This window comes from Terrabacter sp. AAH1, from assembly GCF_054456855.1.
The window spans coordinates 232,348-257,770 of the sequence record NZ_JBTJJV010000002.1; the positions used below are offsets into that span (position 1 = coordinate 232,348).

Annotated in this window: 22 protein-coding genes and 2 tRNA genes; 7 read left to right on the top strand and 17 right to left on the bottom strand. The window is 70.8% G+C overall.

The window, feature by feature from the left end; genetic code table 11:
* Positions 1 to 6: 6 nt before the first annotated feature.
* Positions 7 to 525 (bottom strand): peptidylprolyl isomerase, encoded by a 519-nt coding sequence (locus tag ACXR8F_RS05085; protein ID WP_045188955.1) that lies wholly within the window; start codon positions 523 to 525, stop codon positions 7 to 9.
* A gap of 189 nt (positions 526 to 714) precedes the next feature.
* On the opposite strand from ACXR8F_RS05085, the gene ACXR8F_RS05090 reads away from it, so the two are divergent.
* The 4 genes from ACXR8F_RS05090 (at position 715) to ACXR8F_RS05105 (ending at position 4,057) form a co-directional block, all read left to right on the top strand.
* The gene (locus tag ACXR8F_RS05090; RefSeq protein ID WP_052677128.1) at positions 715 to 1,338 is read left to right on the top strand and encodes an antitoxin; all 624 of its coding nucleotides are present in this window, start codon (positions 715 to 717) and stop codon (positions 1,336 to 1,338) included.
* A 42-nt stretch (positions 1,339 to 1,380) separates the two neighbouring features.
* Positions 1,381 to 2,496, top strand: a complete 1,116-nt coding sequence (locus ACXR8F_RS05095; protein WP_045188958.1) for a hypothetical protein — start codon at positions 1,381 to 1,383, stop codon at positions 2,494 to 2,496.
* Between the two features lie 489 nt (positions 2,497 to 2,985).
* Positions 2,986 to 3,375 carry a hypothetical protein gene (locus ACXR8F_RS05100; RefSeq protein WP_458799015.1) on the top strand — a complete coding sequence of 130 codons (390 nt, stop codon included), beginning with the start codon at positions 2,986 to 2,988 and terminating at the stop codon, positions 3,373 to 3,375.
* Between the two features lie 109 nt (positions 3,376 to 3,484).
* Positions 3,485 to 4,057, top strand: coding sequence for a DUF6529 family protein (locus tag ACXR8F_RS05105; protein ID WP_045188961.1), 573 nt, complete (start codon positions 3,485 to 3,487; stop codon positions 4,055 to 4,057).
* Positions 4,058 to 4,073: 16 nt separating this feature from the next.
* Here ACXR8F_RS05105 and ACXR8F_RS05110 read toward each other — a convergent pair whose 3' ends face one another.
* The 5 genes from ACXR8F_RS05110 to ACXR8F_RS05130 all read right to left on the bottom strand — a co-directional run bounded on the left by ACXR8F_RS05110 (position 4,074) and on the right by ACXR8F_RS05130 (position 9,873).
* Positions 4,074 to 5,288, bottom strand: coding sequence for a sensor histidine kinase (locus tag ACXR8F_RS05110; protein ID WP_458799016.1), 1,215 nt, complete (start codon positions 5,286 to 5,288; stop codon positions 4,074 to 4,076).
* Positions 5,281 to 6,108 carry a response regulator transcription factor gene (locus tag ACXR8F_RS05115; RefSeq protein ID WP_458799017.1) on the bottom strand — a complete coding sequence of 276 codons (828 nt, stop codon included), beginning with the start codon at positions 6,106 to 6,108 and terminating at the stop codon, positions 5,281 to 5,283. The genes ACXR8F_RS05110 and ACXR8F_RS05115 overlap by 8 nt, the downstream gene beginning before the upstream one ends.
* Positions 6,109 to 6,550: 442 nt before the next feature.
* Positions 6,551 to 8,365 carry an Ig-like domain-containing protein gene (locus ACXR8F_RS05120; RefSeq protein WP_458799018.1) on the bottom strand — a complete coding sequence of 605 codons (1,815 nt, stop codon included), beginning with the start codon at positions 8,363 to 8,365 and terminating at the stop codon, positions 6,551 to 6,553.
* Between the two features lie 192 nt (positions 8,366 to 8,557).
* Positions 8,558 to 9,205, bottom strand: coding sequence for a signal peptidase I (locus ACXR8F_RS05125; RefSeq protein ID WP_458799019.1), 648 nt, complete (start codon positions 9,203 to 9,205; stop codon positions 8,558 to 8,560).
* 107 nt (positions 9,206 to 9,312) lie between these two features.
* Positions 9,313 to 9,873: a TasA family protein gene (locus ACXR8F_RS05130; protein ID WP_045188972.1), complete on the bottom strand. Its 561-nt coding sequence runs from the start codon at positions 9,871 to 9,873 to the stop codon at positions 9,313 to 9,315.
* Between the two features lie 361 nt (positions 9,874 to 10,234).
* On the opposite strand from ACXR8F_RS05130, the gene ACXR8F_RS05135 reads away from it, so the two are divergent.
* On the top strand, positions 10,235 to 10,483 hold the full coding sequence (locus tag ACXR8F_RS05135) for a hypothetical protein (RefSeq protein WP_458799020.1): 249 nt from the start codon (positions 10,235 to 10,237) through the stop codon (positions 10,481 to 10,483).
* Positions 10,484 to 10,648: 165 nt separating this feature from the next.
* Here the strand turns inward: ACXR8F_RS05135 and ACXR8F_RS05140 are convergent.
* The 7 genes from ACXR8F_RS05140 to ACXR8F_RS05170 all read right to left on the bottom strand — a co-directional run bounded on the left by ACXR8F_RS05140 (position 10,649) and on the right by ACXR8F_RS05170 (position 18,747).
* Positions 10,649 to 10,724, bottom strand: a tRNA-Ala gene (locus ACXR8F_RS05140).
* A 14-nt stretch (positions 10,725 to 10,738) separates the two neighbouring features.
* The gene (locus tag ACXR8F_RS05145) at positions 10,739 to 10,921 is read right to left on the bottom strand and encodes a DLW-39 family protein (protein WP_045188998.1); all 183 of its coding nucleotides are present in this window, start codon (positions 10,919 to 10,921) and stop codon (positions 10,739 to 10,741) included.
* A 27-nt stretch (positions 10,922 to 10,948) separates the two neighbouring features.
* Positions 10,949 to 11,025: transfer RNA gene (locus tag ACXR8F_RS05150), tRNA-Ile, on the bottom strand.
* 133 nt (positions 11,026 to 11,158) lie between these two features.
* A complete protein-coding gene (locus tag ACXR8F_RS05155; RefSeq protein WP_082080753.1) occupies positions 11,159 to 11,905 on the bottom strand; it encodes a DUF3566 domain-containing protein in 747 nt (248 codons plus the stop codon).
* Positions 11,902 to 14,592, bottom strand: a complete 2,691-nt coding sequence (gyrA, locus tag ACXR8F_RS05160; RefSeq protein ID WP_458799021.1) for a DNA gyrase subunit A — start codon at positions 14,590 to 14,592, stop codon at positions 11,902 to 11,904. The genes ACXR8F_RS05155 and gyrA overlap by 4 nt, the downstream gene beginning before the upstream one ends.
* A 99-nt stretch (positions 14,593 to 14,691) precedes the next feature.
* Complete coding sequence (gene gyrB, locus ACXR8F_RS05165; protein ID WP_458799022.1) at positions 14,692 to 16,881, bottom strand: DNA topoisomerase (ATP-hydrolyzing) subunit B; 2,190 nt, start codon at positions 16,879 to 16,881, stop codon at positions 14,692 to 14,694.
* Positions 16,882 to 17,295: 414 nt separating this feature from the next.
* Entirely contained in the window at positions 17,296 to 18,747 is a 1,452-nt protein-coding gene (locus ACXR8F_RS05170) for a M4 family metallopeptidase (protein WP_458799023.1), read from the bottom strand.
* 235 nt (positions 18,748 to 18,982) lie between these two features.
* Here ACXR8F_RS05170 and ACXR8F_RS05175 point away from each other — a divergent pair, with 235 nt between their 5' ends.
* The gene (locus ACXR8F_RS05175) at positions 18,983 to 19,489 is read left to right on the top strand and encodes a SigE family RNA polymerase sigma factor (protein ID WP_045189006.1); all 507 of its coding nucleotides are present in this window, start codon (positions 18,983 to 18,985) and stop codon (positions 19,487 to 19,489) included.
* A complete protein-coding gene (locus tag ACXR8F_RS05180; RefSeq protein WP_458799024.1) occupies positions 19,486 to 20,766 on the top strand; it encodes a WD40 repeat domain-containing protein in 1,281 nt (426 codons plus the stop codon). Before ACXR8F_RS05175 ends, ACXR8F_RS05180 begins: the two co-directional genes overlap by 4 nt.
* A gap of 7 nt (positions 20,767 to 20,773) precedes the next feature.
* Here the strand turns inward: ACXR8F_RS05180 and ACXR8F_RS05185 are convergent, their stop codons facing one another.
* The 4 genes from ACXR8F_RS05185 to gnd form a co-directional block, all read right to left on the bottom strand.
* Positions 20,774 to 22,210, bottom strand: a complete 1,437-nt coding sequence (locus tag ACXR8F_RS05185; protein ID WP_458799025.1) for a protealysin inhibitor emfourin — start codon at positions 22,208 to 22,210, stop codon at positions 20,774 to 20,776.
* A gap of 189 nt (positions 22,211 to 22,399) precedes the next feature.
* Positions 22,400 to 22,993 carry a DUF721 domain-containing protein gene (locus ACXR8F_RS05190; protein ID WP_458799026.1) on the bottom strand — a complete coding sequence of 198 codons (594 nt, stop codon included), beginning with the start codon at positions 22,991 to 22,993 and terminating at the stop codon, positions 22,400 to 22,402.
* Entirely contained in the window at positions 22,986 to 24,311 is a 1,326-nt protein-coding gene (gene recF, locus ACXR8F_RS05195) for a DNA replication/repair protein RecF (RefSeq protein ID WP_458799027.1), read from the bottom strand. Before recF ends, ACXR8F_RS05190 begins: the two co-directional genes overlap by 8 nt.
* A gap of 76 nt (positions 24,312 to 24,387) precedes the next feature.
* Positions 24,388 to 25,404 (bottom strand): phosphogluconate dehydrogenase (NAD(+)-dependent, decarboxylating), encoded by a 1,017-nt coding sequence (gnd, locus tag ACXR8F_RS05200; RefSeq protein ID WP_458799028.1) that lies wholly within the window; start codon positions 25,402 to 25,404, stop codon positions 24,388 to 24,390.
* Positions 25,405 to 25,423 lie beyond the last annotated feature (19 nt).

Below are 25,423 nucleotides of genomic sequence, written 5' to 3' on the forward strand. Positions count from 1 at the left end.
GCTGCGTCAGTCGCTGATGGTGACCGAGTTGATGACGACGTCCTCGAGCGGCTTGTCGTTGGCGCCGGTCGGGACGGTGCCGATCTTGTCGACGACGTCGCGCGAGGACTGGTCGGCCACCTCGCCGAAGATGGTGTGCTTGCCCTGGAGCCAGGTGGTCGGAGCGGTCGTGATGAAGAACTGGGAACCGTTGGTGCCCTTGCCCATGCGCTTGCCGGCGTTGGCCATGGCGAGGATGTAGGGCTTGGTGAAGTCCTTGTCGGGGCTGATCTCGTCGTCGAACGTGAAGCCCGGGCCGCCGAAGCCCTGACCGATCGGGCAGCCGCCCTGGATCATGAAGTTCGGGATGATGCGGTGGAAGATCAGGCCGTCGTAGAACGGCGTCGGGTTGGTGCGACCCGCCTCGTCCTTGTACTCCTTCTCGCCCTTGGCGAGGCCGACGAAGTTCTCCACCGTCTTCGGGGCCTGGTGCTCGAAGAGGTCGACGACGATGTCGCCGTGGTTCGTGTGCAGGGTTGCCTTCATGGGCCCAATCCTCGCATGACCGCGCACGTATGCCGTGCCGCCGGCCGCCCGCTCCCGGGTACGGGCATCTGCGAAATGCGGAACGGCACGGCTGGACCCGCCGTTGCCCAAGGAGAAGGATCGTTCCCATCCCCACCGGGGACGCGACCCGATAGCCGCCGGTGAACACCGGCGCAGGACGGAGTGCCGATGTCGTTTCTGGACAAGCTGAAGAAGAAGGCCGAGGAGCTCGACCTCGAGACCAAGGCCAAGCACCTGCAGGAGCAGGCCGCCGCGGCCGCGAAGCAGGCGCGCGAGAAGGCGGGTGACTACGCCGCCCAGAACCGCGAGAAGATCGACGGCTACGTGGAGACGGCCGCGTCGAAGATCGACGAGAAGACCGAGGGCAAGTACGCCGACAAGGTCGCCAAGGTCAAGGAGCAGGTCGGCCACGGTGTCGACAAGGTCGCCGAGGGCCACACGTCCGGGCCGACCACCGCCACGGGCGCCGCGGCGGCTGCCGGCGCGACGGACGTGACCGGCGGTGACCCCTACCCGGTCGACCCGGAGTCCCCGACCGCGGACCCGGCTGCCGGTCAGGGCGATCCGGGCCTGGACACTCCTGTGGACAGCGGGTTCGGGGCGGCCGCGGGCGACGTGCCGGCACCCACCCGCGAGTCGCTCGAGGACACGACGCTCGAGGACACCGTGCTGGGTCTCGACCACCCGCCGACCGTTCCCGGGCACCACGGGCAGGATCCCCTCAAGGGACACGACGCACCCGGCCCCGAGCAGGCGACGCCCACGACGGACGGTCGTGCGGAGCGTCCCTGAAGTTGGCAGGATGGGTAAGGACGAGTGGACCTAGGAGGACGAATGTTCCGAACCAAGCAGTCCCGCACGGAGGCTGCCGTCGACCAGGCGCGCGCCACGGCAGCCGACCTCGGCTCGGCCGCGAGTGATCGCCTGGACGCGCTGAAGCACAACGCCGCCGCTTCGGCGAGCGAGGCTTCCGCAGCAGCGAGGGAGGCCGCACTCGTGCGGGCGCACTCGGCTCGCGAGGCCGCCGCACCGGTGTTCCACGACGCCGCAGAGGCAGCCCGCGACCGCCTCGCCGCAGCGAGGGAGGCAGCCTCACCCGCGCTCCACGACGCCGCCGACACCGCCCGCGAGCGCTTCCAGGACGCCGCGGCCACCGCCAGGGACGTCGCCGGAGAGGCCCTGCACGAGGCCGCCGACCGCGCCAAGCCACGGGTGGAGGCTGCCCAGTCGACCCTCGTCGACACGGTGCTGCCCAAGGTCGGCGCGGCCATCGCCACGGCTGCCGCCGCCCTCGCCGCGGGCGCCGAGCAGGCCCGAGAGGCGGCCCAGCCCCACCTCGAGCAGGCCGCGGCACAGGCCAGGGAGACCGCAGCCGTCAGCGGGCATCGTGCGCAGGACGCGTACGCCGTGCTGAAGGGCGACGCCGTGGCCAAGAAGCGTGGCGGCAAGGGCAAGTGGCTCATCGCGATCGGCCTGACGGCTGCAGCCGTGGCCGCCGTCGCGGCGTTCCGCAAGCAGCAACAGGCCGATGACCCGTGGGCCACCCCCCTCGACTCCCGCACGGCGGGCACGTCCGGCACGTCCGACACCGCCACTCTCAAGGACAAGGCCGCCGAGCAGGTGACCCACGCCAAGGAGGCCGTCGCCGACGCCGCGACCAAGGCCAAGGAGAAGGGCTCCGAGCTCGCCGATGCGGCCAAGGACAAGGCCGGCGACCTCGCGGCGAAGGGCCAGTCGGCCATCGCCGACGCCAAGGACCGCTCCGGCGAGTCCGACGCGTCTGCGACCGGCCCGTCGGGCCAGGTGACCTCGGTCGACCCGGCGCCCGACTCCGACGCCATCACGTCCGACGCGGTCGAGGGCGGCACCATCAACGGTGCGTCGACGACCGCCTCGTCGCGAGGCTCGGCCCGCACCCGTGCGCAGCGGGGCGACAAGCCGGGGAGCTGACCCCCGCCGGCGGCGTCTCCGGACGCGACGGCGGACACAGAGCGGACAAAGAGAAGGACCCGGGTGCCAGAGGCATCCGGGTCCTTCTCTGCTTGAGCTGGCTCGCACCGACAGGGGGACAGCGCGAGCCAGCACATGCAGAAGGGCTGGGCGCGGTTCGTGCGGGCCCAACCCTTCGCTACTGACGAGTGTAAACGGAACAAGGCCAGTTGCGAAAGACTTCTCGATGAAGTTTGCATCATCAGTCGCAGCGATCGATGGTGCTGCATCGAGCATGGCACTCCTCGGAGCGATTCGCCAGAGGTAGCGCCCACGGATTCCCTGTGCGGGCGCCGCCTCCGTCCGGGTCCTCGAGACGACCTGCTGAAGCGAGTGCTTCGACTGGCGATCACGGACGCCGACGGCCCGCTACACGGTCGGTCCGCTGGCGGGCGGCACCTACCGCCCGGTGGTCTACGTGGGCTACGGCGCGGGCCCGTGGGCTCCCGAGTGGTCAGGCGCTCCACCACCTACTCGGGCGCCACCGCGGTCACCCTGAAGCCGGGCAGGGCGGGCACGTTCTCGGCGGCGCTCGCGCCGGCCAGCAGCATCGCCGGTGAGCTCGTCGAGTCCGACGGGTCGCCGGCCGGTGAGGGCTGGATCGGCTTCGTCGAGAGCACGTCCGGCCACCACATGGGCGACTTCGACGTGTTCGGCGGCAACACGTTCAGTCCGGTCACGCTGCCCGCCGGCCAGTTCAGGATCCGCCTGGAGAACGTCTACACCGGCGAGAAGGCTTGGTACGACGGGTCGTCCACGGAGGAAGGCTCCACGGTCGTGACCTTGCAGGAGGGTGAGGCCCGGTTGCTCACCATCCACCTGCCGGCGTCGGCGGGCTGACCCGAAGCGGTCCCGTTCGTCGGATGCCCGGTCGCGTGAGTGCGCGGCCGGGCATCCTGCGTCGGACGCGCGCTCGACGTGCATGGGCGGTCGGGAGCATCCTGACGGCATGACAGAGGGCCTGACAGGGGGCGTGCAGCCGCGAAGCATGGTCGTCCCCCTGGCGGCGTTCGCCGCGGGAGCCGTGGTCGCCCTGCTCGTCGGCGTGTTCGGCAAGGTGCACGACCCGACGCTCGCCGGCACGACGACGCTGGGCTTCCGCACCGTGATCTCCATGAAGGTCGTGCTGTCGGTGGTGATCGCCGTGCTCACGGTGCTGCAGCTTCTCGGCGCCCTGTGGATGTACGGCAGGTTCGGCCGTCCGGCGCCGGCCTGGGTCGGTCCGGCCCACCGCGCGTCGGGAGCCGTCGCCCTCGTGCTGACCGTCTTCGTCGCCTACCACTGCGTGTGGGCGCTCGGCCTCGAGTCGGGCACCCTCGCTGACGGGGAGCCCGTCCCCACCCGGACCGTCGTCCACGGCGTGATCGGCTGCGCTGTCGTCGGAGCCGTGGTGGTCAAGCTCGTGGCGGTTCGCTCGCGACGCGCGGCGGGGTGGTTCCTGCCCGTGGCGGGTGGGATCCTCTTCGCGACGCTCGTCCTCGCCGTGCTGACCTCGACGGTCTGGTACCTCGCCGCCGGGTGAGCGGGCGTTGCGGGCGTCACACCTCGCAGCGCGGGAGGAGCAGGCGGTAGCGGTGCGTGGGAGCGTCGGCGACCATGAGCCGCCCGCCGAACGACTCCGCGGTGAGGGCGGCGCCGGCGAGGTGCCGGGGAGCGCTCTCGGGGTGGACGAGGTCGGGTGCCGCGCGGGGCGGCCCCTCGTCCGACACGACGACCTCGACGTGGGTGCCACGGTCGGTGACCTCGGCCCGGACCGTCCCCGTGCCGGTGCCGACGCAGTCGTCGAGCAGGGCCGCGACGACCTCGGTGAGAGGGTCGGCCGGCACGTCGACGAGCACGGCTCCCGGCGCCGTCACCTCCACCCGGCGTCGCACCCTGCGTGACCCGAGCCGCTCGACGGCCTCGGTGAGGAGCGGGGTGGCGTCGACGGCCCTGGCGCCCGCGCCACGCTCGTCGCGAGCCGACCCGAGAACGTCGACGACCGCCACGGACAGGCGGTCGAGACCGCGGTGCAGCTCCTCGACCTCGGCGCGGGCGTCGTCGGGGAGCCCATGGTGCAGGCCGAGACCTTCGACGCGCAGCTTCAACGCGGTGATCGGGCTGCGCAGCTCGTGCGAGGCGGTCACGGCGAACTGCTGCTCGCGGTCGTGCAGCCGGTCGATGCGCGCCAGGCCCTCACGAAGGGCGGCGCCGATGGACTCGGCTTCGGGCACGCCGTAGTGCGGCACGTCGACCCCCGTCCTGCCGCGGGCCAGGGCCCGGGCAGCGACGGCGAGCTGCTGGAACGGTCGCGACAGGCGGCGAGCGAGCACCCAGCCGACGGCTGCTGCAGCGAGCACCAGAGTCAGGGCGAGCAGGACCAAGGGAAGCAGCACGTCGGAGATGCGGCGGCCGATGTCATCGGCCGGGCGCACGACCGTGAGCTGCGACCCGTCGGGTCGGGTCGAGTCCAGCGCGAACTCACGGTCGGTCGCCGACACGGCAGGCCCACCCGCGACGGCTGCCCCCGCCGCGGGCTGGAACCGGAGGTTGACGACACCGCTCGACAGCGCGGACAGGAACTCGGGCGTGACCGGGCGTCCCGCGGCCAGCCTCTCGTCGACGGCGACCGAGGCCATCGTGAGGGACCGCTCGACCGTGGCGTGCGCGGTCCGCTCGACCTCTCCGGCCAGGGCGTAGGCGCGCACGACCGTCATGACGACGACCACGACGACGACGGTCCCGACGAGTGCGGCGACGAGCCGCTCACGCATCGGGCGGCTCGTCCTCTAACCGGAACCCGACGCCGCGGACCGTGGCGATGCGCGCGGGGCTCGCTGCGCTCTCGAGCTTCTGGCGCAGCCGGCCGACGGTCGCGTCGAGCGTCTTGGTGGAGCCGAACCAGTTCTCGTCCCAGACGTCGCTCATGAGCTGCTCGCGGGTGATGGCGGCGCCGCGCTCGGTGTCGAGGAGGGCCAGCACGTCGAACTCCTTGGCCGTCAGGGCCAGCTCGGCCCCGCGGACGAAGGCGCGCCGCGAACGGGTGTCGACGCTGAGGCCCGTGGACGACGTGACCGACGAGGGCGTTGACGCGGCGAGTCCGGCTGCCGGGCTCGCCGGCGCCGCACCGGAGCCGTGCGTCCAGACGCCTGCCGGATCCCGCTCCGCGCGGCCGAGGGCGTGCTGGGGCGGGTGCGCAGCAGACGACTCGGGCTGCGTCGTGCCTGCCCACCCGCGGCGCAGGTTCGCCCGGATGCGCGCGAGCAGCTCGGACAGCGAGAACGGCTTGGGCAGGTAGTCGTCGGCTCCCACGTCGAGCCCGACGACCCGGTCGAGCTCGCCACCGCGGGCGGTCAGGATGATCACGACGCCCTGGTAGCCATGGGCGCGGATGCGGCGGCAGACCTCGAGCCCGTCGATGTCGGGGAGGCCGAGATCGAGCAGGACGACCTGGGTGGGCCGGGAGGTGATGTGGTCGATCGCAGCGGTGCCGTTGGAGACACGCGTGACCTCGTGGTCGTCTCGGGCCAACGCCATGACCAGCGCACCAGCGATGTCGTCGTCGTCCTCCACGAGCAGAACCTGGTTCGCCATGTGCCCAAATTATCCGGATTCGCCCTCCTCGAGGCGGGGTTCGTCCATCGACGTCGACGCGTCGCATCGCCGGACAGTCCGGAGAGGACGGCGGCGCTGAGGGCGAGCGCCGCCCAGGCCGTGCCGCCTGCCGGCACGGGGTCGCCTCCCGGCTCGCCGACGGTCAGGAGTAGGCCGACACCGGCCAGGGTCATGACGGAGACCACGACCGCCACCATCCGCGACACCACGCAGTTGCGCAGGCCGATGCCGACGCCCGCCGCCGCGGCAGCGAGCGCCCCCGCGACCAGGAGCACCCGCACGTATGCCGCCGCGTCGGGTCGGGCGGCGAGGGCTGCCGTCTGGAGGACGGCGAGGCCCCACGCACCCAGGGCAGCCACGCGCGACCAGGGCGAACGGCATACGGCCGGGGTGGATTGCAGGACGACGGGCTCGGGCGGCATCAGAAGTCCTTGTCGAGAGTGCCGGTCTCGGTGACGGGCGCGCCCGAGGAGGCGGTTCCGAACATGTCGGTCGCGTTCGTCGACGGGGTCCAGACCATGTTCTGCGCCGTGGAGACCGTGCGCACCGCGCCGCCGCTCGAGAGCGAGCCGAGCTTCAGGGTGATGACCGTGCGGTTGGCCGACCCGACGACCACCGTGCTCGCCGTCATCGTGGCGTTGTAGACGGTCGTCTTGCTCGACTTGACGAAGTCCTCCCTGAGGTTCACCGAGCCGAGGTTGATGACCGAGCCACCGACGAGCACGTCGAGGGTGTCGTCCTTGCTGGTGAGGCCGAGGAGGGCACCGTCGCGGATGCGGACCTGGACGGCCAGGGCCGAGCCGGTGAAGGTCGGGGTGACCGACGACGGCTTGACGGTGTCGGTGTAGGTGAGCGTCAGCGAGTCGTTGGCCTCGATCCTGCCGAGCGTCGCACCGCCGTTCGCCGCCTGGGCGTCGACGCCGCGCAGGGCCGTGTTGTCGACGCGGCGCGAGCTGACGACCGCCGAGGTGGTGACGGCGCCGCCGGTCTCGGTGAGCACGGCCCGGAAGTCGTAGAGGCCGTCCGGGGTGCTCGTCGAGGCCCACGAGCAGGAGAACGGCGACGAGCCGGTGAGGGTGCACACCGTCGTCCAGGAGCCGGCGCCGTTGGGGGAGCGCTGGATCGCGACCGACGCCACGCCGGTGCGGGCCGTGGCCGTCGCGGTGAGGGTGACGGTGCCGGTGAGGTAGGCCCCAGGGTCCTCCATGGCGACGGACGAGACCGTGTTGTCGACGGTGCGGCCGGTGACCGAGGCCGACGTCGCCGAGTTGCCGGCGTTGTCGGTGGAGACCGCACGGAAGTCGTACTTGCCGTTGGCGAGCTTGGTCGTGTCGAAGCGGCAGGTGAAGGGCGAGGAGCCGATCGTGCAGGCCGTCGTCCACGTGGTGGTGCCGTTCGGCGCGTACTGGATGACGACCTGGCCCACGCCCGAGTCGGCGTCGGTCGTCGTGGCGCCCAAGGTGACGGTGCCGCTCAGGGTCGCGCCCGGGTCGGTCATCGTCACGGCCGGCGCCGTGTTGTCGACCATGACGTCGGCGACCGCGGCCGAGGTGACCTTGGTGCTGCCGGCGGTCGCGACGGCCCGCAGGTCGTAGGAGCCGCTCGTCAGGCCCGTCGTGTTCCAGGTGCAGGTGAAGGTCTGTCCGACCGCGACGGGGGAGCACAGCGGAAGGGTCTTCCACGTGGTGCCGCCGCTGACGGCGTACTCGAAGGTCGTCGTGTAGACGAGCGACCCGCCGCCGTAGATCGTGGCCGAGAGCGAGACGCTGCCGCGGACGTAGCTGCCCGGGTCGCTGAGGACGACCGTGGCGTTGTTGGCGACCATCGTCGACACGGGGTCGGAGACGGTGACGTTGCCCGCCTTGTCGGTGGCCGTCGCGCGCAAGGCGTAGGAGCCGTCGGTGCGGGTCGTCGTGTCCCAGCTGCATGACCAGGGGCTCACCGTCGACGTGCAGATCGTCGTCCACGTGCCGCTGGACGTGTAGTACTCGTAGAGCACCGATGCCAGGCCGCTGTGCGCGTCGGAGGCGGTGGACGTGAGCGCGACGGTCCCGCTGACCGCCGTGCCGGGGCTGTTCATCGTGATGGTGGGCGGGGTCCAGTCGGCGGCGGCGGTGAAGACGGCCGGCTGGTTCGTCGACTGCGACGTGAACGACGCCGAGGAGAACGACGAGGTCATGCCGAGGACGGTCGCCAACGCGGCGACCGCCAGCAGCAGAACTCGAGCTCTCGGCATGCTCCAAACGCTACGGAGGAGGGCGCCACGGGCGCCTCGCCGGAGCACACGCCCGGGACGCGGGACTTCCACAGTTTGGAACTCTGTTCGTCGGGTCTGGGACGGAGAATGCCAGCAGGCCCGCCCCTGAGGGACGGGCCTGCTGGTGATGCGGCCCACCGGCGCAGGGAAGCCAGTGGGACGTTGACCGGCCTAGACGACGGCCGGAAGACGAGGGGCCGAGGGCGCGACGGCGGCATCCGGCGCGGGATTCTCGGCGACAGCCGGGACGGTCTCGTCCCGCCCGCCCTGGTCGCCGGCGCGCTTCTCGCGCCGGGCGTTGCGGAACGCCTCGAGGATGCTGGCCAGGGCGATGAGCCCCGCCGGGACCCCGACGACCAGCTTCCGGTGGCTCGGGTCGGCGAGGTAGAGCAGTGCCCAGCCGACGTGAGGGACGTCGAACTCGACGACGACCTGCTCGGCGCGGTCGAGCGTGAACGTCCACGGGTCGATGCTCGGGTTGGCGTCACCCTTCGTGCGGTAGACGATCCCCTTCGTGCCCGCCTCCGCCGAGACGATGCGGTGCGTCACGAGGTTGGTGACGCCGCTGCTCGCCGGCGGGATGTACGTGATGACGTCGCCCACCCGCAGCTGCGAGGTCGGGACGACCTTCTCGAAGACGACCGACCCCTTGTCGTAGGTCCCCTGCATGGACCCGCCGGTGATGACGTAGCGCTGGAAGCCCAGCAGCGACGGCAGCACGTACGCCACCGCGAGCAGCATGAGGCCCAGGACGGCCAGGTTGCCGAGGGCGCCGGCGATGCGGGCGCTGCGCCGGCGGGGGCTGGTCTTCGCGGCCATGGCTGGGTCCTCTCGGATGGGCTCTGGGTGGTGGGTCTCTTGGTCAGGCAGGTCCTGAGATGGCCCCGGTGCCGACGCCCCTCGAGCGTCGGCACCGGGGTCACGGATCAGGGGGCCGGTGTGACGGCGCTCGTGTCGAAGTTCGTGACGGTGGGCGAGGTCTGGGTGCCGTTCCAGGCGAAGGCCGTCGACGCCGTCTTGCCCTGCTCGGTGTTCGTCGCGCTCGACAGGAGCGTGACGGTGACGCGGTAGGTGCGCGCCTCGCCGGCGGCCCAGCTGCCGAGCGCCTTCGTGCCCGCGCCGCCGAAGTTGCCGCTGTAGACGGTGACGGGGGAGGTCGAGTTCGTGACGTCCTCGATCTTCTCGGTGAGGGTGCCGGCCGTGAAGCCGGACGTCGCGGACTCGGTGACGGAGAAGATCGAGCCGAGCGAACCGGTGTTCGTGATGGTGACCTGGCCGTAGACGGAGTCGCCGGGCTTCATGTTGCTGAGGTTGAGGATCGACGCGTTCGCCTTGCTGTTGGACTGCGTCAGCGTGCCGGCGGTGACGGTGCTCGCCGTGTTGCCGGACGTCGAGGAGAAGTCGGCACCGGAACCGACGGCGAGGGCGCCGGCGATGGCCGCGGTGGCGAGGGGGACGAGGACCTTCTTGCTGGTGAGAACGCTCATGGTGTGTGCTCCTGTGATCGGGCCGGGCACGGCCCGGAAGTTCTGGTTTGGGATCGCTCGATCCCTCTGACCAGAAACCTACGGAGCCAGACACCACGCCTTTTCCCCACGAAGTCCACACGACTTCCACGATTCGTAACCGTTCCCGCCCAGTCGCCTACCTACTCCCAAAACGGCGTGTTTCGTATCCAGAGCAAGGCCCAGCACATCGTCCTGCGCTCGCTGTGGTGATCACCCCACCACCCGCCCATCCACCGGCCAGGTCATGCGGCGGCACCCAGCCGGCTCGACGCGGAATCATATGAGGTGCGCGTGCGTGCCGTGCTTGACCCGGTGGTCCGTATTGATGAAGCTCACGCCCATGGCTGACAAGGAAGTCCTCAAGGACTGGGTGCTGGAGGCGCTCGCGAGCCTGGGAGGCAGCGGTTCGGTGCTCGCCGTCTCGAAGAAGATCTGGGAGCGGCACGAAGATGAGATCGTGAGTGCGGGTGACCTGTTCTACACGTGGCAGTACGACGTGCGCTGGGCAGCACAGAAGCTGCGCGACGCGGGCCGGCTCAAGCCGAGCCCGGGACGTAGCGCCCGTGCGGACTGGGAGATCGCCCCGTAGTTCGCGCGATGCGCTTACTTGACGAGGGCGGCGCAGACTTGATTCTTTGAACATGCGCTTGATCGCGCATCTTCTGTTGCGAGCGCGCACTCCTCATGCGATCTCGCGCCCGATCAGGGGCGGGACATCTAAGAAGCCCTCTCCCGCAAGGGAAAGGGCTTCAGGTGGTGGAGCCAAGGGGACTCGAACCCCTAACCCCCTGCTTGCAAAGCAGGTGCGCTACCAATTGCGCCATGGCCCCTGGATGGGAGGAGGTCAGCTCGCGCTGGTGGCCTGGCCGTTCGCCGAGGGCGAGGCGGGGGCCGGGACGACCGGGGCCTGCACGTCGTCGGTGGCCTGCGTCCACAGGTCCTGCTCGGCCTGCTGCTGCTTGGCCTTCTTGCGCAGGAGCACGAGGCCGGCGACCGCGCCACCGATGAGGGCGAGACGCTTGAGCATTCGAGATCCTCTCCGAAGTGGCGGTGATGGTGGGCCTAGGAGGACTTGAACCTCCGACCTCTTCCTTATCAGGGAAGCGCTCTAACCGTCTGAGCTATAGGCCCATCGTCACCTTCGCGCGCCAGATCGACCCCGTCAGAGGTGACGACCGGACGCGAGGGGAAACGTTACCCGATGGCCCCGCGAACCTACAAAACGGCTGCGATCCGCGGGCACATCAAGCCGCGTCGGGCGACGTCAGTCGTCCGTCAGGGTGAGCTGCACGCCGCCGACGAGGGCCGAGCAGATGTTGTAGAGGAACGCCATGACGGTCGCGATGGCGGTCATCAGGATGACGTCGATGACGCCGATGACGATCGACAGGGACACGACCCGGCCGAAGCCGACGTAGTCCTTGATCGAGAACGGGTCGCTCGTCGTCGTCTGCAGCGACTGCAGCACGCCCTCGATGTCGGTGAAGACGTTCATCGTCGACAGGATCATCCACAGCACGGCCGTGAGGATGACACCGGCGATGCCGAGCGCCACCGAGAGCAGGAAGCTCATCTTCATGACCGACCAGGGGTCGACGCGCGCCACAGCGAGGCGGACCCGACGGGGACCCTTGTGCTTGCGGGGCACCGTGCCTGCGGCGCCGGCGGGACGGCCCGGTGCAGCACCGACCTTCTGGGTCGGGGCCGTACGCGTGGTCACGGCCCCGCGCGAGAGCGACGTCGTCGTGTCGCCGACGGACGCACCCGACGTGCTTCCGGTCGAGCCCGACGAGCCTGATCCGGAGGCGTATGCCGCCCCGCCCGACCCGTAGTAGCCGTTCGTCGAGCCGCCCGACGCGCCGGAGTCGGACCCGGATCCGCTGCCCGAGCCCGTGCTCGGACTGGCCGAGCTGCCGCTCGAGGTGGCGCTCTTGCCGCTGCCTGAGCCGCGCGACGAGCCGGCGCCGAAGCCGGCCTTGCCGAACGACCCCTCGGAACTGGTCGTGCTCATGCGTCACCTCCGTTGTCGTCCTCGGACGAACCGCCCTCGTCAGTCGAGGTTTCGTCCGACGGTACGCCATCATCGGCGGGAACCGTAGCGGGCGCTCCCGTGCCGGACGGCTGGTCGACGGGCTCCCCGGCCTCGATCTCCTCGACGGCGGTGGCCGACTCGGCGTTGCGAGCGACGGCCACGATCGAGTCGCCCTTGTCGGGCGTCGCGAACTTCACGCCCTGCGACGAACGGCCGGTGTGGCGTACCTCGTCGACACGCGAGCGGACGATCTTGCCCTTCTCCATGACGACCATGACCTCGTCGGTCTCGACGACGGTGAGGGCGCCGACGAGGTCGCCGCCCTTCTCCGACAGCTTCGCGACCTTGATGCCGAGGCCGCCGCGGCCCTGGAGGCGGTACTCCGACACGGGCGTGCGCTTGGCGAGGCCGTTCTCGAAGACGACGAAGACGTCGGGGCTCTCGCCCTCCTCGACGACGGACATGGCGAGCAGGTCGTCGCCGTCGCGGAACTTCATGCCGGTGACGCCGGAGGTCGACCGGCCCATCGGGCGCAGCGCCTCGTCGGTGGCCGTGAAGCGCACCGACTGGCCCTTGCGCGAGACGAGCAGCAGGTCGTCGCGGTTCGAGGCGAGGCCCGCGCCGACGAGCTCGTCACCCTCGCGGAGGTTGACGGCGATGAGGCCGCCCGAGCGGTTCGAGTCGTAATCGGCGAGGCGAGTCTTCTTGACGAGGCCGGCCTTCGTCGCGAGCACGAGGTAGTCGCCCGCCTCGTAGTCCCGGATCGCGAGCACCTGGGCGATCTGCTCGCCGGGCTGGAACGCGAGCAGGTTGGCCACGTGCTGGCCCTTGCTGTCGCGCGAGCCCTCGGGCAGCTCGTACGCCTTGGCCCGGTAGACGCGGCCGAGGTTGGTGAAGAAGAGCAGCCAGTGATGCGTCGTCGTGGTGAAGAAGTGCTCGACGACGTCCTCGCCGCGCAGCGTCGCGCCGCGCACGCCCTTGCCGCCGCGCTTCTGCGAGCGGTACTGGTCGACCCGGGTGCGCTTGGCGTAGCCGCCGCGGGTGATCGTGACGACGACGTCCTCCTCGGGGATCAGGTCCTCCATCGACATGTCGCCGTCGAACGGGATGATCTCGGTGCGTCGCTCGTCGCCGTACTTGTCGACGATCGCCTGCAGCTCCTCCGACACGATCTCGCGCTGGCGCAACGGCGAGGCGAGGATCGCGGTGTACTCGTCGATGAGGGCCTGCAGGGCGTCGTGGTCCTGCTGCAGCTTCTCGCGCTCGAGGGCGGCGAGGCGGCGCAGCTGCATGTTGAGGATCGCGTTGGCCTGCGTCTCGTCGATGGCGAGCAGCTCGATGAGACCCTCGCGAGCGATCTCGACGGTGCGCGACCCGCGGATGAGGGCGATGACCTCGTCGAGCATGTCGAGCGCCTTGAGCAGGCCGCGCAGGATGTGGATCTCCTGCTCGGCCTTGTTGAGGCGGAACTGCGTGCGCCGGACGATGACCTCGATCTGGTGGTCGACCCAGTGCCGGATGAAGCCGTCGAGCGGCAGCGTGCGCGGCACGTCGTCGACGAGGGCGAGCATGTTCGCGCCGAACGTCGTCTGCAGCTGCGTGTGCTTGTAGAGGTTGTTGAGCACGACCTTGGCCACGGCATCGCGCTTGAGCACGATGACGATGCGCAGACCCGTGCGACCTGACGTCTCGTCACGGATGTCGGAGATGCCGGCGATCTTGCCGTCCTTGACGAGGTCGGCGATCTTGAGCGCCAGCATGTCGGGGTTGACCTGGTAGGGCAGCTCCGTCACGACCAGGCACTGGCGGTTCTGGATCTCCTCGACGTTGACGACCGCCCGCATGATGATCGAGCCACGGCCGGTGCGGTAGGCGTCCTCGATGCCGCGGTGGCCCATGATGAGCGAGCCGGTCGGGAAGTCGGGGCCCTTGATGATCCCGAGCAGGGCCTCGAGCAGCTCCTCGCGGGCGATGTCCGGGTGGTCGAGGTAGTACTGCGCGCCGGCCGCGACCTCGCGCAGGTTGTGCGACGGGATCTGCGTCGCCATACCGACGGCGATGCCGGCCGAGCCGTTGACGAGCAGGTTCGGGAAGCGGCTCGGCAGCACGGCCGGCTGCATCGTCTTGCCGTCGTAGTTCGGGACGAAGTCGACGGTGTCCTGCTCGATGTCCCGCACCATCTCCATGGCGATCGGGGCCATCCGGCACTCGGTGTAGCGCGGGGCGGCCGCGCCGTCGTTGCCGCGCGAGCCGAAGTTGCCCTGGCCCTGCACGAGCGGGTAGCGCAGCGACCAGTCCTGCACGAGGCGCACGAGGGCGTCGTAGATCGCCGAGTCGCCGTGCGGGTGGTAGTGACCCATGACGTCGCCGACGACGCGCGCGCACTTGTTGAAGCCGCGGTCGGGGCGGTAGCCGCCGTCGTACATCGCGTAGACGATGCGGCGGTGCACCGGCTTGAGGCCGTCGCGCACGTCGGGCAGCGCGCGCGACACGATGACCGACATCGCGTACTCGATGTAGCTGCGCTGCATCTCGGTGTTGAGGTCGATCGGCTCGACCCGGTCGTGCTCGCCGGGCTCACGCGCGATGACCGCGCGTGCGTCGACGTTCTCCTCGGAAGGCTCGGTGACGTCGTCCCCGTTGGTGGGAGGCAGGTCGTCGCTCACGTCAGATCCCTTTGTCTCTCAGTCAGATTCGTGCAGTAGAGGACGTATGCCGGGTGGCGACGTTTCACGTGGAACGTGGCGGCCGGCATACGGCGGCGGTCAGATGTCGAGGAACTTCACGTCGTGCGCGTTCTTCTGGATGAACGTGCGACGGGACTCGACGTCCTCACCCATGAGCACCGCGAAGACCTCGTCGGCCTTGGCGGCGTCGTCGAGGGTCACCTGCAGCAGCGTCCGGGAGTTCTGGTCCATCGTCGTCTCGCCGAGCTCCTGGTAGTTCATCTCGCCGAGGCCCTTGTAGCGCTGGATCGGGTTGTCCTTCGGCAGGCGCCAGCCCTTCTCCTCGCCGAGCTTCTTGAGACCGTCGCGCTCCTTGTCGGAGTAGGCGAACTGGTGGTCGGCGTTGCTCCAGCGCAGGCGGAAGAGCGGCGGCTGCGCCAGGTAGACGTAGCCGGCCTCGATGAGCGGGCGCATGAAGCGGAACAGCAGGGTCAGCAGCAGCGTGCGGATGTGCATGCCGTCGACGTCGGCGTCGGCCATCAGCACGATCTTGTGGTAGCGCGCCTTCTCGATGTCGAAGTCCTCGCCGATGCCGGTGCCGAACGCCGAGATGAGCGCCTGGACCTCGTTGTTGGCGAGGATCTTGTCGATGCGCGCCTTCTCGACGTTGAGGATCTTGCCGCGGATCGGGAGGATCGCCTGGGTGTGCGGGTTGCGCGCCTGCGTAGCCGAGCCGCCGGCGCTGTCGCCCTCGACGATGAAGACCTCGGAGATGCTGGGGTCCTTGCTCTGGCAGTCCTTGAGCTTGCCCGGCAGGCCGCCCGACTCGAGCAGGCCCTTGCGGCGAGTCGCCTCACGCGCCTTGCGGGCCGCCATGCGGGCGGCCGCGGCCTGCACCGACTTGCGGACGATGTCCTTGCCCTCGTTGGGGTGCGCCTCGAGCCAGTGGCCGAACTCGTCGGTCATGGCGCGCTGCACGAAGCCCTTGACCTCGGAGTTGCCGAGCTTGGTCTTCGTCTGGCCCTCGAACTGCGGCTCACCGAGCTTGACCGAGATGACCGCGGTGAGGCCCTCGCGGACGTCGTCGCCGGTGAGGTTCTCGTCCTTCTCCTTGAGGAGGTTCTGCTTGCGGGCGAACTCGTTGACGAGCTTGGTCAGCGCCGCGCGGAAGCCCTCCTCGTGGGTGCCGCCCTCGTGGGTGTTGATGTTGTTGGCGTAGGTGTGCACCGACTCGGAGTAGGCGGTGGTCCACTGCATCGCCAGCTCGAGCGAGAGCATGCGGTCGCCGTCCTCGACCTCGAGGGAGATGACGTCGGGGTGCACGGGCTCGCTGCGCTTGCTGCTGTTGATGTGGTTGACGTAGTCGACCAGGCCTCCGTCGTAGCGGTAGGTGACCTTCTTCGCCTTGACCTTCTTGGGCTCGCCCCCGGTGGGGGCGTGGCCGTTGTCGCCCGACTCCTCGACCTCGGTGACCTCGTTGTGGACGCCGTCGAGGTCGACGGCGTCGTCCTCGGCCTGCTCGATGCGCTCGTCGACGAGGGTGATCGTCAGGCCCTTGTTGAGGAAGGCGGTCTGCTGGAAGCGGGCCCGCAGCGTCTCGAAGTCGTAGTCGACGGACTCGAAGATGTCGGGGTTGGCCCAGAACGTGATCGTCGTGCCGGTCTCGTCGGTGGCCTCCTCCGGCTTGAGCGGCCCGTCGGGCACACCCATGGTGAAGCTCATCCGGTGCACGTGGCCCTTCTGGCGCACCGCGGCCTTGAGGGTCGTCGAGAGCGCGTTGACCACGGAGGAGCCGACGCCGTGCAGGCCTCCCGACACCTTGTAGCCGCCGCCACCGAACTTGCCGCCGGCGTGCAGCTGCGTGAGCACGAGCTCGACCGCGCTGATCTTCTCGACCGGGTGGATGTCGGTGGGGATGCCGCGCCCGTTGTCCTTGACCCGCACGCCGCCGTCGGCGAGCAGGGTCACGTCGATGTGCGTGGCGTAGCCGGCGAGCGCCTCGTCGACGGAGTTGTCGACGATCTCGTAGACGAGGTGGTGCAGGCCGCGCGGGCCCGTCGAGCCGATGTACATGCCCGGACGCTTGCGCACGGCCTCGAGACCCTCGAGGACGGTGATCGCGCTGGCGTCGTAGTCGACACCGTTGGGTCGGGTGTCCGCAGGGGCGGCGGGAGTCGGCGCCGGTGCGTGTGCGGGTGCCGAGCCGTTGGTCGAGTCGGGAACCGAGTCTGTGGAGCCCGCGGGGCTCGGGGTGGTGCTGGTGGTGGTCGGCTCGTCGGCGTCGGACACGTCTCTCCTCTGTGACCCTGTCTGACCGTGCGGTCAGACCTCATGCGTGCGGCTCGACGTGACGTCGAGCCGCAACCTCATCATTCTAACGGTCCGTGAGGGGGAACCGTGCCCTCAGACGCGCGGAACGGCCATTTTCCGGCCCGTACACCCCGTCATCCGAGGGGGGAGTCACGACCCGGCCCCCCAGCGCGCCTGTGACGCCTTCTCACGGGCCGCACCGTTCGCAGCCGTCGCGCTGGGCACACGGGCCATTCTCCCGGTCCCGGACGCCCCCGTCACGCACCGTCCACAGGTCCCTTCGCGCCCTCGACACCGCTCTTCCCACGAGGTATGCCGGGAGGCCGGGTCCCAGCGGAACCCGGCCTCCCGGCATACGCAAGAGGTGGTGCGGCACCCCGCCGACGGGACCCGTCAGAGGATCCCGCGGGCCTGGAAGGCGGCGCGCACGGTGGCGGCGTCGGTCGCGCCGTAGAGCGCGGAGGCCGTGTCGACCGTCTTCTGCGCGGCGGCGGCCCACGTCGTGGTGGGGGAGTAGCCGAACTGCGCCTCGAGGATGATCCGGGTCGCCTTGTCGCGGCCGAGGCCCTTGTTCATGTCCCAGAGGGCGTGGCTCCAGATCTCGCCGTCGTCGTGCACCTCGCCCGTGCGGTGCGCGACGGTCTTGGCCGTGTCGAGGCGGCGGATGCAGTGGGGCGTGCTCGACGTGTAGCTCGTCGAGTCCCAGTCCATGACGCACGCCCACGGGGTCGTCGCCGTGTCCGTCGAGTTCGCCTGCGACATCGTGGCGGCGAGGTAGTCGCCGAAGCCCTCACCGATGGCGCCGCCGTCGTTGCTCGCACCGAAGCCCGGCACCTGGTCGTCCTGGACGGCGTGGCCGTACTCGTGCCACACGACCTCCTGGTCCTCACCGTCGTCGACGCCACCGGTGCCGATGGTGATGGTGTCCTGGCTCGGGGTGTACCAGGAGTTGTCCTGCGTCGTCGTGTTGACGCTGAGGTCCTGAGCCTCGTTGTTGACGTTCGTGAAGCCGAGCGACTGGATGTAGGTCTGCACCCGGTCGACCGCGTAGTAGCTGTTGACCTGCTCGAACCGGCTGTCGCTGCGCGTGAAGTTGAAGGTGTTCGTCGACGAGAAGGCGGCCGGGTTCTTGCCCTTGGCGCCGTTCACGACCGTCGCGTACGCGCCGCGCAGGTAGCCGGACCCGTCGAGGTTCGCGAGCGTCACCGTCTTGTAGGCAGTCGCCGGGACGGCTGAGTCGGCGTTGGCGGAGTCCTTGAGCGACTCGTTCTGCAGGGCCACGACCGGGTTGGGGTCGAAGACCTTGCCGGAGCCGGTCGCGAGCCGGCGCTCGTCGGTGACCTTCGCGACCTTGCCGCTGCGTGCGTCGACGAGGACCTGCTTGTCCTGGTCGGTGGTCACCTCGTAGGCCAGCGTCGCCGGAGCGCCGGAGGCACCGGGCACGACGACGAGCCGGGTCGAACGGGCGTTGCCGTGGGCCTTGGCCGCGGTGGCCGCGGCGGCCCGGGCCAGGCCGGGAGTCACGGAGGCGAGGCCGCGCACCGTCTTGCGGCCGTCGTCAACCGAGGACGTCGCACCCGTCGAGTGCACGGCGTAGAAACCGCCGAGCACCGGCACGCCGCGGTAGGTCTGGGCGTACCAGGTGTGCGACCCGAGCAGGCTCTGGCGCACCTGGACGAGGGTGAGATCGGCGGGCAGGGCGGCCGAGGCCGCTGAGACCGCGGTGGCGACCGTCGGCAGGGCAGCCGCGACCGATCCGGTGCCGGCGGTGCAGAGCAGGGCGCCTGCCGCGGCGACGACCGCGACAGGGACGGTGACACGGGCGACGAAGGGTGAGCGACGCATGTCGACCTTTCAGGGAAGGAGCTCGAGGGAACCTCGGGCGAGGTGGTGGCGACGACACAGGCAACCACCGCGCGGGCGCCGCGACCGGCAAGGATTCGTAAAGAGTTCGCCCGATTTCGGCAAGCGGGGAGGGACCCCGGAAATCGGGGGCCGTCCGCGACAACCCGGCGAGCCTCCCGGGTGTTCTGATGTGTGCCGGCAACCGCCGGGTGGGACGGGACAGGGGAGACCACGGATGGACGACGCCGAGCGCCGGGCCGACTTCACGGCCTACGTGCGCGCCCGCGAGCAGGCACTCGCCCGGCTCGCGTACCTGCTGACCGGCGACCGCGACCACGCGGACGACCTGCTCCAGAACGCGCTGGCGAAGGTCTACCGCAACTGGGACCGCGTGCGCGCGGTCGAGCTGCCCGACGCCTACGTGCGCCGGATCATGGTCAACGAGAACAACTCCCGCTGGCGCCGGATGCTGCGGCGGCGCGAGTCGCCCGGCAGCCACGTGATCGAGGTGCTCGACCCGCCCACCCCTGCCGGGCTCGACGCCTCCGAGTCGCTCGACCTGTGGCGCCACGTCCAGGGACTGCCGACCCAGCAGCGCGCGGCCATCGTGCTGCGCTACTACGAGGACCTGTCCGAGGCCCAGACCGCCGACGTGCTGGGGTGCTCCGTCGGCACCGTCAAGAGCCACACGAGCCGCGCGATCTCCGCGCTGCGGAGCAGGATGAGCGAGGCCACCGCATGAGCCATTTCGACCCGGAGCTGAAGTCCGCGCTCGACCGGCAGAGCGAGGGCGTACGCGTCGTCACCGACCTCGCGGAGCGCGCCATCGCCCGCGACCGTTCCAACCGACGCCGCGAGCTGGGCGCCGCCGTGCTCGGGGCGGGGCTCGTGCTCGCCGTCGCGGTGCCCGTCGCCGTCGGCTCGCTGAACCGCGACCCGGCGACCACGATCCCTGCCGGGCCCACCCAGTCCCAGTCCACGACGGGCCGGACCACCGAGGCGCCGCCGAGCCGGACCGCCTCGACCGCACCCACACCGACGAGCATCCCGACCATCAGGGCGACGGGCGCCCCCGGAGCCGCGTCCCTCCGACCGGCGAGCGGCCCGGTGACGGGCACCACGGCAGTGGGTTATCTCGTGGACGGCACCTACCACCAGGGGACCACGACGATCCGGCTGCCGGAGGAGCTCCGCACGACCGACTACGTCGCCCGCCTCGGGGACGGCGTCCTCGTCAGCGGACCGGACGGCCACACGGTCGTCGGCGCCGACGGGCGCAAGCGCGCGGTGATCGCCTCCTCGCAGCAGCGACCCCGGGTCGGTGACGACGGGGCGCACGTGCTGGCCGGCGATGCCGACGGCAACCTCGTCTACGCCGACAGCTCCGGGAAGCCGATCGCCAGCCTGAAGCCGCGATCGACGTCCGACGCCGGGTACTCCCCGGCCGGTCTCGTCGGCACGACGGCCTACGCGGCTCGACCCGGCACGGGCCGCTCCATCGCCTGGGACGTCGAGACCGGGGCCGTGCGTTCGCTCGAGGGTGAGCTGTCGTTCGTCAACGCGCCCTCGGGGCTCGGCCTGTCGTTCGTGGGCGGCGACGCGGGCGGTGACGGTTCGAAGAGCTGCCAGATGCTGGTCGACCTCGCCACGGGCCGCGAGATCTGGCGTCTCTGCGGGCCGCTGCAGATGCTCGGGTTCTCGGACGACGGCCAGTACCTGTTGGCGAACGGCCACGTCGACGGCTTCCGCGACTGGACGTTCGGCAGCCTGGTGGTCGTCCGAGCCGCCGACGGCGTGGTCGTGCTGCAGGCCGGTGGCCCCGAGATGGGCGCTGACGAGATCGTCGACGCGCGCCTGGGCGCCGACCAGCAGCTCACCGTCCAGGTCTGGAACGGCACGCGGCGCAACCTCCAGCGGTGCGGTCTGGACGGCACCTGCGAGGTGGTCGGCGCGTCGCGTCCCCTGCCGAACCCCGACGTCCCCGATGAGCCCGGGCCCTACGTCGTGGCGGACAACTGAGGACTGCTCAGCCCTCGGAGAGGGTGCGCTCGAAGAGGGAGTGGATCGCCTCGGGCAGGTGCGGCTCCTGGATCGTCACGTCGCACCCGGCCTCGTCGCACACGACGGAGTAGATGTACGCGTCGGGGTGGGTGCGCTCGGTCGAGGCTGCGATGCGCTGGAGCGTCGGGGCGGCCAGGAGGTGCTGCCAGTCCTTGGCGTCTCGCTCGGACAGCTCACCGAGGGCGATCTGCCGCTCGCGCACCTGGCCTGCGAAGCCCCCGGTGCGGCGCAGCAGCACGTGGGCGTCGGGGCCGGGCGGAGTGCCCTGACCGTCGCCCTGGCCCGGATCGGGAGCCGACCGGTCCGGCCGGCCGGCGCTCCCGGCGCTCCCGGCAGTGTCCCCGGCGTCCGCGGCCAGCACGCCGACCTGCTCCCACGCCGAACGCACCGCCTGCTGCTCGGAGGAGCCGTCGCCGTGGGCCGTGCCCGCCGCGGCCACGGTGAGGCCGGCGAAGGTGGCGAAGTCGCAGTCGGCCTTGATGCCGTCACCCGACACGACGGCATACCAGATCGAACCCGCTGCCTCCCAGGCGTTGCCGCCGATCGCGAGCGCGGCGAGCACGAACGCGCGGTTGGGGATGCCGGAGTTGATGTGGACGCCGCCGTTGTCGTCGTCGGTGTCGACGAAGTCGTCCATGTGCGCCGGCTGCGGGTCCTTGCCGAGCCGTGGGTCGTCGTAGGCGGTGCCGGGCTCACGCATGTCGCGCAGCGCCCGGCCCTTGACCGATGGGGCCAGCAGGTCGGCGCCGACGAGCCAGTCGGCCGCCTCGGCGCTCTGGCCGAGCTGGTGCTGCTTGACGAGCACGCCGAAGACGTCGGAGATCGACTCGTTCAGCGCACCCGACTGACCCTGGTAGAGCAGGCCGGCCGTGTGCTCCGTGACCCCGTGGGCGAGCTCGTGCCCGATGACGTCGACGCTTTTGGTGAACCGCTCGAAGATGACCCCGTCGCCGTCGCCGAACACCATCTGCGAGCCGTCCCAGAAGGCGTTGTCGTAGTTGCGGCCGTAGTGGACGGTCGCGAGCAGCGGCATCCCCTTGCCGTCGAGCGAGTCGCGGGAGTACGCCTCCGACCACAGCTCCCACGTGGCGCCGAGCCCGTCGTAGGCCTCGTTGACCGCGTCGTCGTCGGAGGCCGGCGCGCCCTCGGCGCGCACCTCGGTGCCGGGCGTCGTCTGGGTGCCCTTGGCGTCGGAGATCGTGCGGTGGGGGCCGGCGCCGTGCTGGCGCCGCGGGGGTCGCTTGCCGGTGGGGCGTGCCGTCGGCGTGCGGCGCGTCGCGCGCAGGTGCTCGTCGTGCTGCAGCGCCTCGCGGGCATGCTCTGCCACGGCGGGCTCGTCGCTCGCCGCCAACGCCTCGAGGATGTATGGCGGGACGATCGTGCAGCGCGGCGTCTGGGTCATGACGACAGTCTGCGACGGATCACCGACAGCCGCCCGTCGGCGCAGCGCCGCCGTCCGGAAGTGAGCACTCGACCGGAACTTGGCGTCGGGAAGTGAGCACTCGACCCACAGGACCCGGCCCCCTTTCCCGGTCGAGTGCTCAGTTTCCGACGCGCAGACCGTCGGGAAGTGAGCACTCGACGTGGGCCGTCAGCCGTAGGTGTCGCGAGGACCCCGGGAGTCGGGGGAGCGCCGACCGCCACGGCTCCACGACGGCGCGCTCGGCCCGACGACCCGCAGCTCGCTCACCGCGCCCGCGCCGATCTCCTCGTCGATGCGGGCCAGCAGCGACGACGCGAGCAGGCGCATCTGGGTGGCCCAGGCGGTCGAGTCGGCCTGCACGGTCAGCACACCGTCGACGAAGGTCTGAGGCGTGACGTGGCCGGCGATGTCGGGACCGACGATCTCGGGCCAACGACCCATGACGGAGCCGACGGCGACGTCGACCTTCCAGCCGCGGTCGAGGAGCAGCCGGTCGAGCTGGTCGCCGAGCAGCGAGGGGTCGCGCCCGTCACGCGCGGAGCCGGAGAGCACCGGCGCGTGGCCGATCGGGCGGCGACGTTTGCGGGGCTTCATGCCCGGCCGCAGCCCCTTGTCGGCAGCCGCGGCGCGCGCCCGGGCCAGAGCCGACGCCGCCGCGTCGGCGATGCGGGTCTGCTCGTCGGTCGGCGCGGGCGCCTCCTCGGGCGAGGCGTCCTCTCCCGACGGCGTCGCCGCCTCCGGCTGCGGCTCGTCGTCAGGCATCGTCGTCCGCCTCGGAGGTCACGACGGTCCCGGGTTCAGCAGAGACGACCGGGTCGACGGCGTCGACGGGGTGGATGGCAGCCACGGGATCGTGCCCCGCCTCAGGCACCGCAGCGCCACCGACCGGCCCGACCTGACCGAGCACGACGGCATACGTGGTGCCGCTCTCGCGGAGCACGTCGGGCACGTCGGCGCCCACGGCCGCGGTGATGAGCACCTGCTCGCAGTCGGCGACGAGCGCGGCCAGCCGCTCACGCCGGCCGGAGTCGAGCTCGGCGAAGACGTCGTCGAGCACGAGCACGGGGTCGTCGCCGAGGTCGCGGCGCAGCAGCCGGTAGGCCGCGAGCTTGAGTCCCAGCGCGAAGCTCCAGGACTCGCCGTGGCTGGCGTAGCCCTTGGCCGGCAGCTCGCCGAGCGAGAGCACCAGGTCGTCGCGGTGGGGTCCGACGAGGGTGATGCCGCGCTCGATCTCGTTGGGGCGCACCTGCTCGAGGGTCTCGAGCATGCCGGCGCGCAGCTCGTCGATCTCGGGGACCTCCCCCTCGGCGAGACGCTTGGCGAGGTCCTCGTGCAGCGAGCTGCGGTAGGTGGCGCGGGCGTTCGACGCGACGGCGCTGACGGCGTCGTAGCACTCGGACAGGTCGGGCACGAGGTCGCGCAGCAGGCGCAACCGCGCATAGACCAGCTGCGCGCCGACGGTCGAGAGGTGGTCGTTCCAGACGACGAGGGTGTGCAGCGCCGACTCCCGGGCCTCGTCGAGCGGCGGGTCGCCGGGGCGGGGCTGGCGCCGGGCGCCCTTGCGCAGCACCGGGGCCGCCGACTTCAGCAGGGCGTTGCGCTGCTTGAGGATCTTGTCGTAGTCGGAGCGCACCCCTGACCAGCGCGGCTGGCGCTGGACGAGCAGCTCGTCGAGGAACCGGCGCCGCTCGGACGGGTCGCCCTTGACCAGGGCGAGGTCCTCGGGGGCGAAGAGCACCGTGCGAACCGTGCCGAGCACGTCGCGCGGCCGCGACACGGGGGAGCGACCCAGCCGGGCCCGGTTCGCGCGGCCCGGCGTGATCTCGAGCTCGACCATGGTCTCGCGCTCGTCACGCACGATCGCGCCCCGCACGATCGCCTGGGCCGCGCCGAACCGCACGAGCGGCTGGTCGGTCGCGACCCGGTGCGAGCCGAGCGTGGCGAGGTAGCCGACCGCCTCGACGAGGTTGGTCTTGCCCTGTCCGTTGAGGCCGACGAGCGTCGTGACCCCGGGCGTCAGCGCGAGCTCGGCGCTCGGGTAGCTGCGGAAGTCCTTGAGGGTCAGGTGGCGGACGTGCACGTCAGGTCGGCTGGTTCTCGAGGGCGGGCGCGTGCGGCGTCGACGCGGGTGCCGTCGCCGGACGCGCCACGGGAGGTCAGGAGGTGGAGCCGGTGCCCGAGGAGGGCCCGGCGTTCGCGGCGTCGTGCGCCGCCGAGCCGGGCTGCTCGGGGGCGGGCGCCGGGTGGGTCGAGCCCTCGTCGCCGGTCTTGCGACGCAGCTGCTCGCCCTCGGCGATGGTCATCACCTGGTGGCCGCCGAACTGGCCGCGCAGTGCGGCGACCGCCTGCATGGTCGGCGAGCTCGGCTGGCGCGAGGCGAAACGGGCGAAGAGCGAGGCCGAGATGACCGGCATCGGAACGCCGAGCGCGATGGCCTCCTCGACGGTCCAGCGACCCTCGCCCGAGTCGTTGGTGTAGTCGGACACGTCGTCGAGGTGGGGGTTGTCCTCGAGGGCCTTGACCATGAGGTCGAGCAACCACGACCGCACGACGGTGCCGCGGCTCCACGCCTTGAACGCCCCGGGGACGTCCTTGACGATGTCCTTCTTCTCGAGCAGCTCGTAGCCCTCGGCGTACGCGTGCATGAGGCCGTACTCGATGCCGTTGTGGACCATCTTCGTGTAGTGCCCGGCGCCGACCTCGCCCGCGTGGACGAAGCCCTCCTCGCGCGGGCCCTCGGGACGCAGGGAGTCGAAGATCGGCATCGCCTTCTCGACCCACTTCTCGTCGCCGCCGCACATCAGGCCGTAGCCGTTGTCGAGGCCCCAGATGCCGCCGCTCACGCCGCAGTCGACGTAGCCGATCTGCTTCTCGCCGAGCAGCTTCGCGTTCTCGAAGTCGTCGGTGAAGCGCGAGTTGCCGCCGTCGATGACGAGGTCACCCGGCTCGAGCAGGCCACCGAGCTCGGCGACCGTCTGGCGGGTCGGGTCGCCCGCCGGGACCATCACCCACACGACGCGGGGTGCCTCGAGGGCCTGGACGAGCTCGGGGAGCGATCCGACGTCACGCACGTCGGGGTTGAAGTCGAACCCGACGACCTCGTGACCGGCGCGGCGCAACCGCTCGCGCATGTTGCCGCCCATCTTGCCGAGACCGATGAGACCGAGCTGCATGTCGCGAGCCTTTCTGACG

What these genes read in the sequence shown, in the direction of transcription:
- ACXR8F_RS05120 (WP_458799018.1), bottom strand. Translation starts at nt 8,365, where the DNA reads ATGCCGAGAGCTCGAGTTCTGCTGCTGGCGGTCGCCGCGTTGGCGACC.
- ACXR8F_RS05190 (WP_458799026.1), bottom strand. Translation starts at nt 22,993, where the DNA reads ATGCCTGACGACGAGCCGCAGCCGGAGGCGGCGACGCCGTCGGGAGAG.
- ACXR8F_RS05105 (WP_045188961.1), top strand. Translation starts at nt 3,485, where the DNA reads ATGACAGAGGGCCTGACAGGGGGCGTGCAGCCGCGAAGCATGGTCGTC.
- ACXR8F_RS05125 (WP_458799019.1), bottom strand. Translation starts at nt 9,205, where the DNA reads ATGGCCGCGAAGACCAGCCCCCGCCGGCGCAGCGCCCGCATCGCCGGC.
- ACXR8F_RS05175 (WP_045189006.1), top strand. Translation starts at nt 18,983, where the DNA reads ATGGACGACGCCGAGCGCCGGGCCGACTTCACGGCCTACGTGCGCGCC.
- ACXR8F_RS05115 (WP_458799017.1), bottom strand. Translation starts at nt 6,108, where the DNA reads ATGGCGAACCAGGTTCTGCTCGTGGAGGACGACGACGACATCGCTGGT.
- ACXR8F_RS05095 (WP_045188958.1), top strand. Translation starts at nt 1,381, where the DNA reads ATGTTCCGAACCAAGCAGTCCCGCACGGAGGCTGCCGTCGACCAGGCG.
- ACXR8F_RS05085 (WP_045188955.1), bottom strand. Translation starts at nt 525, where the DNA reads ATGAAGGCAACCCTGCACACGAACCACGGCGACATCGTCGTCGACCTC.
- ACXR8F_RS05145 (WP_045188998.1), bottom strand. Translation starts at nt 10,921, where the DNA reads ATGCTCAAGCGTCTCGCCCTCATCGGTGGCGCGGTCGCCGGCCTCGTG.
- ACXR8F_RS05135 (WP_458799020.1), top strand. Translation starts at nt 10,235, where the DNA reads ATGGCTGACAAGGAAGTCCTCAAGGACTGGGTGCTGGAGGCGCTCGCG.
- ACXR8F_RS05155 (WP_082080753.1), bottom strand. Translation starts at nt 11,905, where the DNA reads ATGAGCACGACCAGTTCCGAGGGGTCGTTCGGCAAGGCCGGCTTCGGC.
- ACXR8F_RS05180 (WP_458799024.1), top strand. Translation starts at nt 19,486, where the DNA reads ATGAGCCATTTCGACCCGGAGCTGAAGTCCGCGCTCGACCGGCAGAGC.
- ACXR8F_RS05090 (WP_052677128.1), top strand. Translation starts at nt 715, where the DNA reads ATGTCGTTTCTGGACAAGCTGAAGAAGAAGGCCGAGGAGCTCGACCTC.
- ACXR8F_RS05185 (WP_458799025.1), bottom strand. Translation starts at nt 22,210, where the DNA reads ATGACCCAGACGCCGCGCTGCACGATCGTCCCGCCATACATCCTCGAG.
- gnd (WP_458799028.1), bottom strand. Translation starts at nt 25,404, where the DNA reads ATGCAGCTCGGTCTCATCGGTCTCGGCAAGATGGGCGGCAACATGCGC.
- ACXR8F_RS05130 (WP_045188972.1), bottom strand. Translation starts at nt 9,873, where the DNA reads ATGAGCGTTCTCACCAGCAAGAAGGTCCTCGTCCCCCTCGCCACCGCG.
- ACXR8F_RS05110 (WP_458799016.1), bottom strand. Translation starts at nt 5,288, where the DNA reads ATGCGTGAGCGGCTCGTCGCCGCACTCGTCGGGACCGTCGTCGTCGTG.
- ACXR8F_RS05170 (WP_458799023.1), bottom strand. Translation starts at nt 18,747, where the DNA reads ATGCGTCGCTCACCCTTCGTCGCCCGTGTCACCGTCCCTGTCGCGGTC.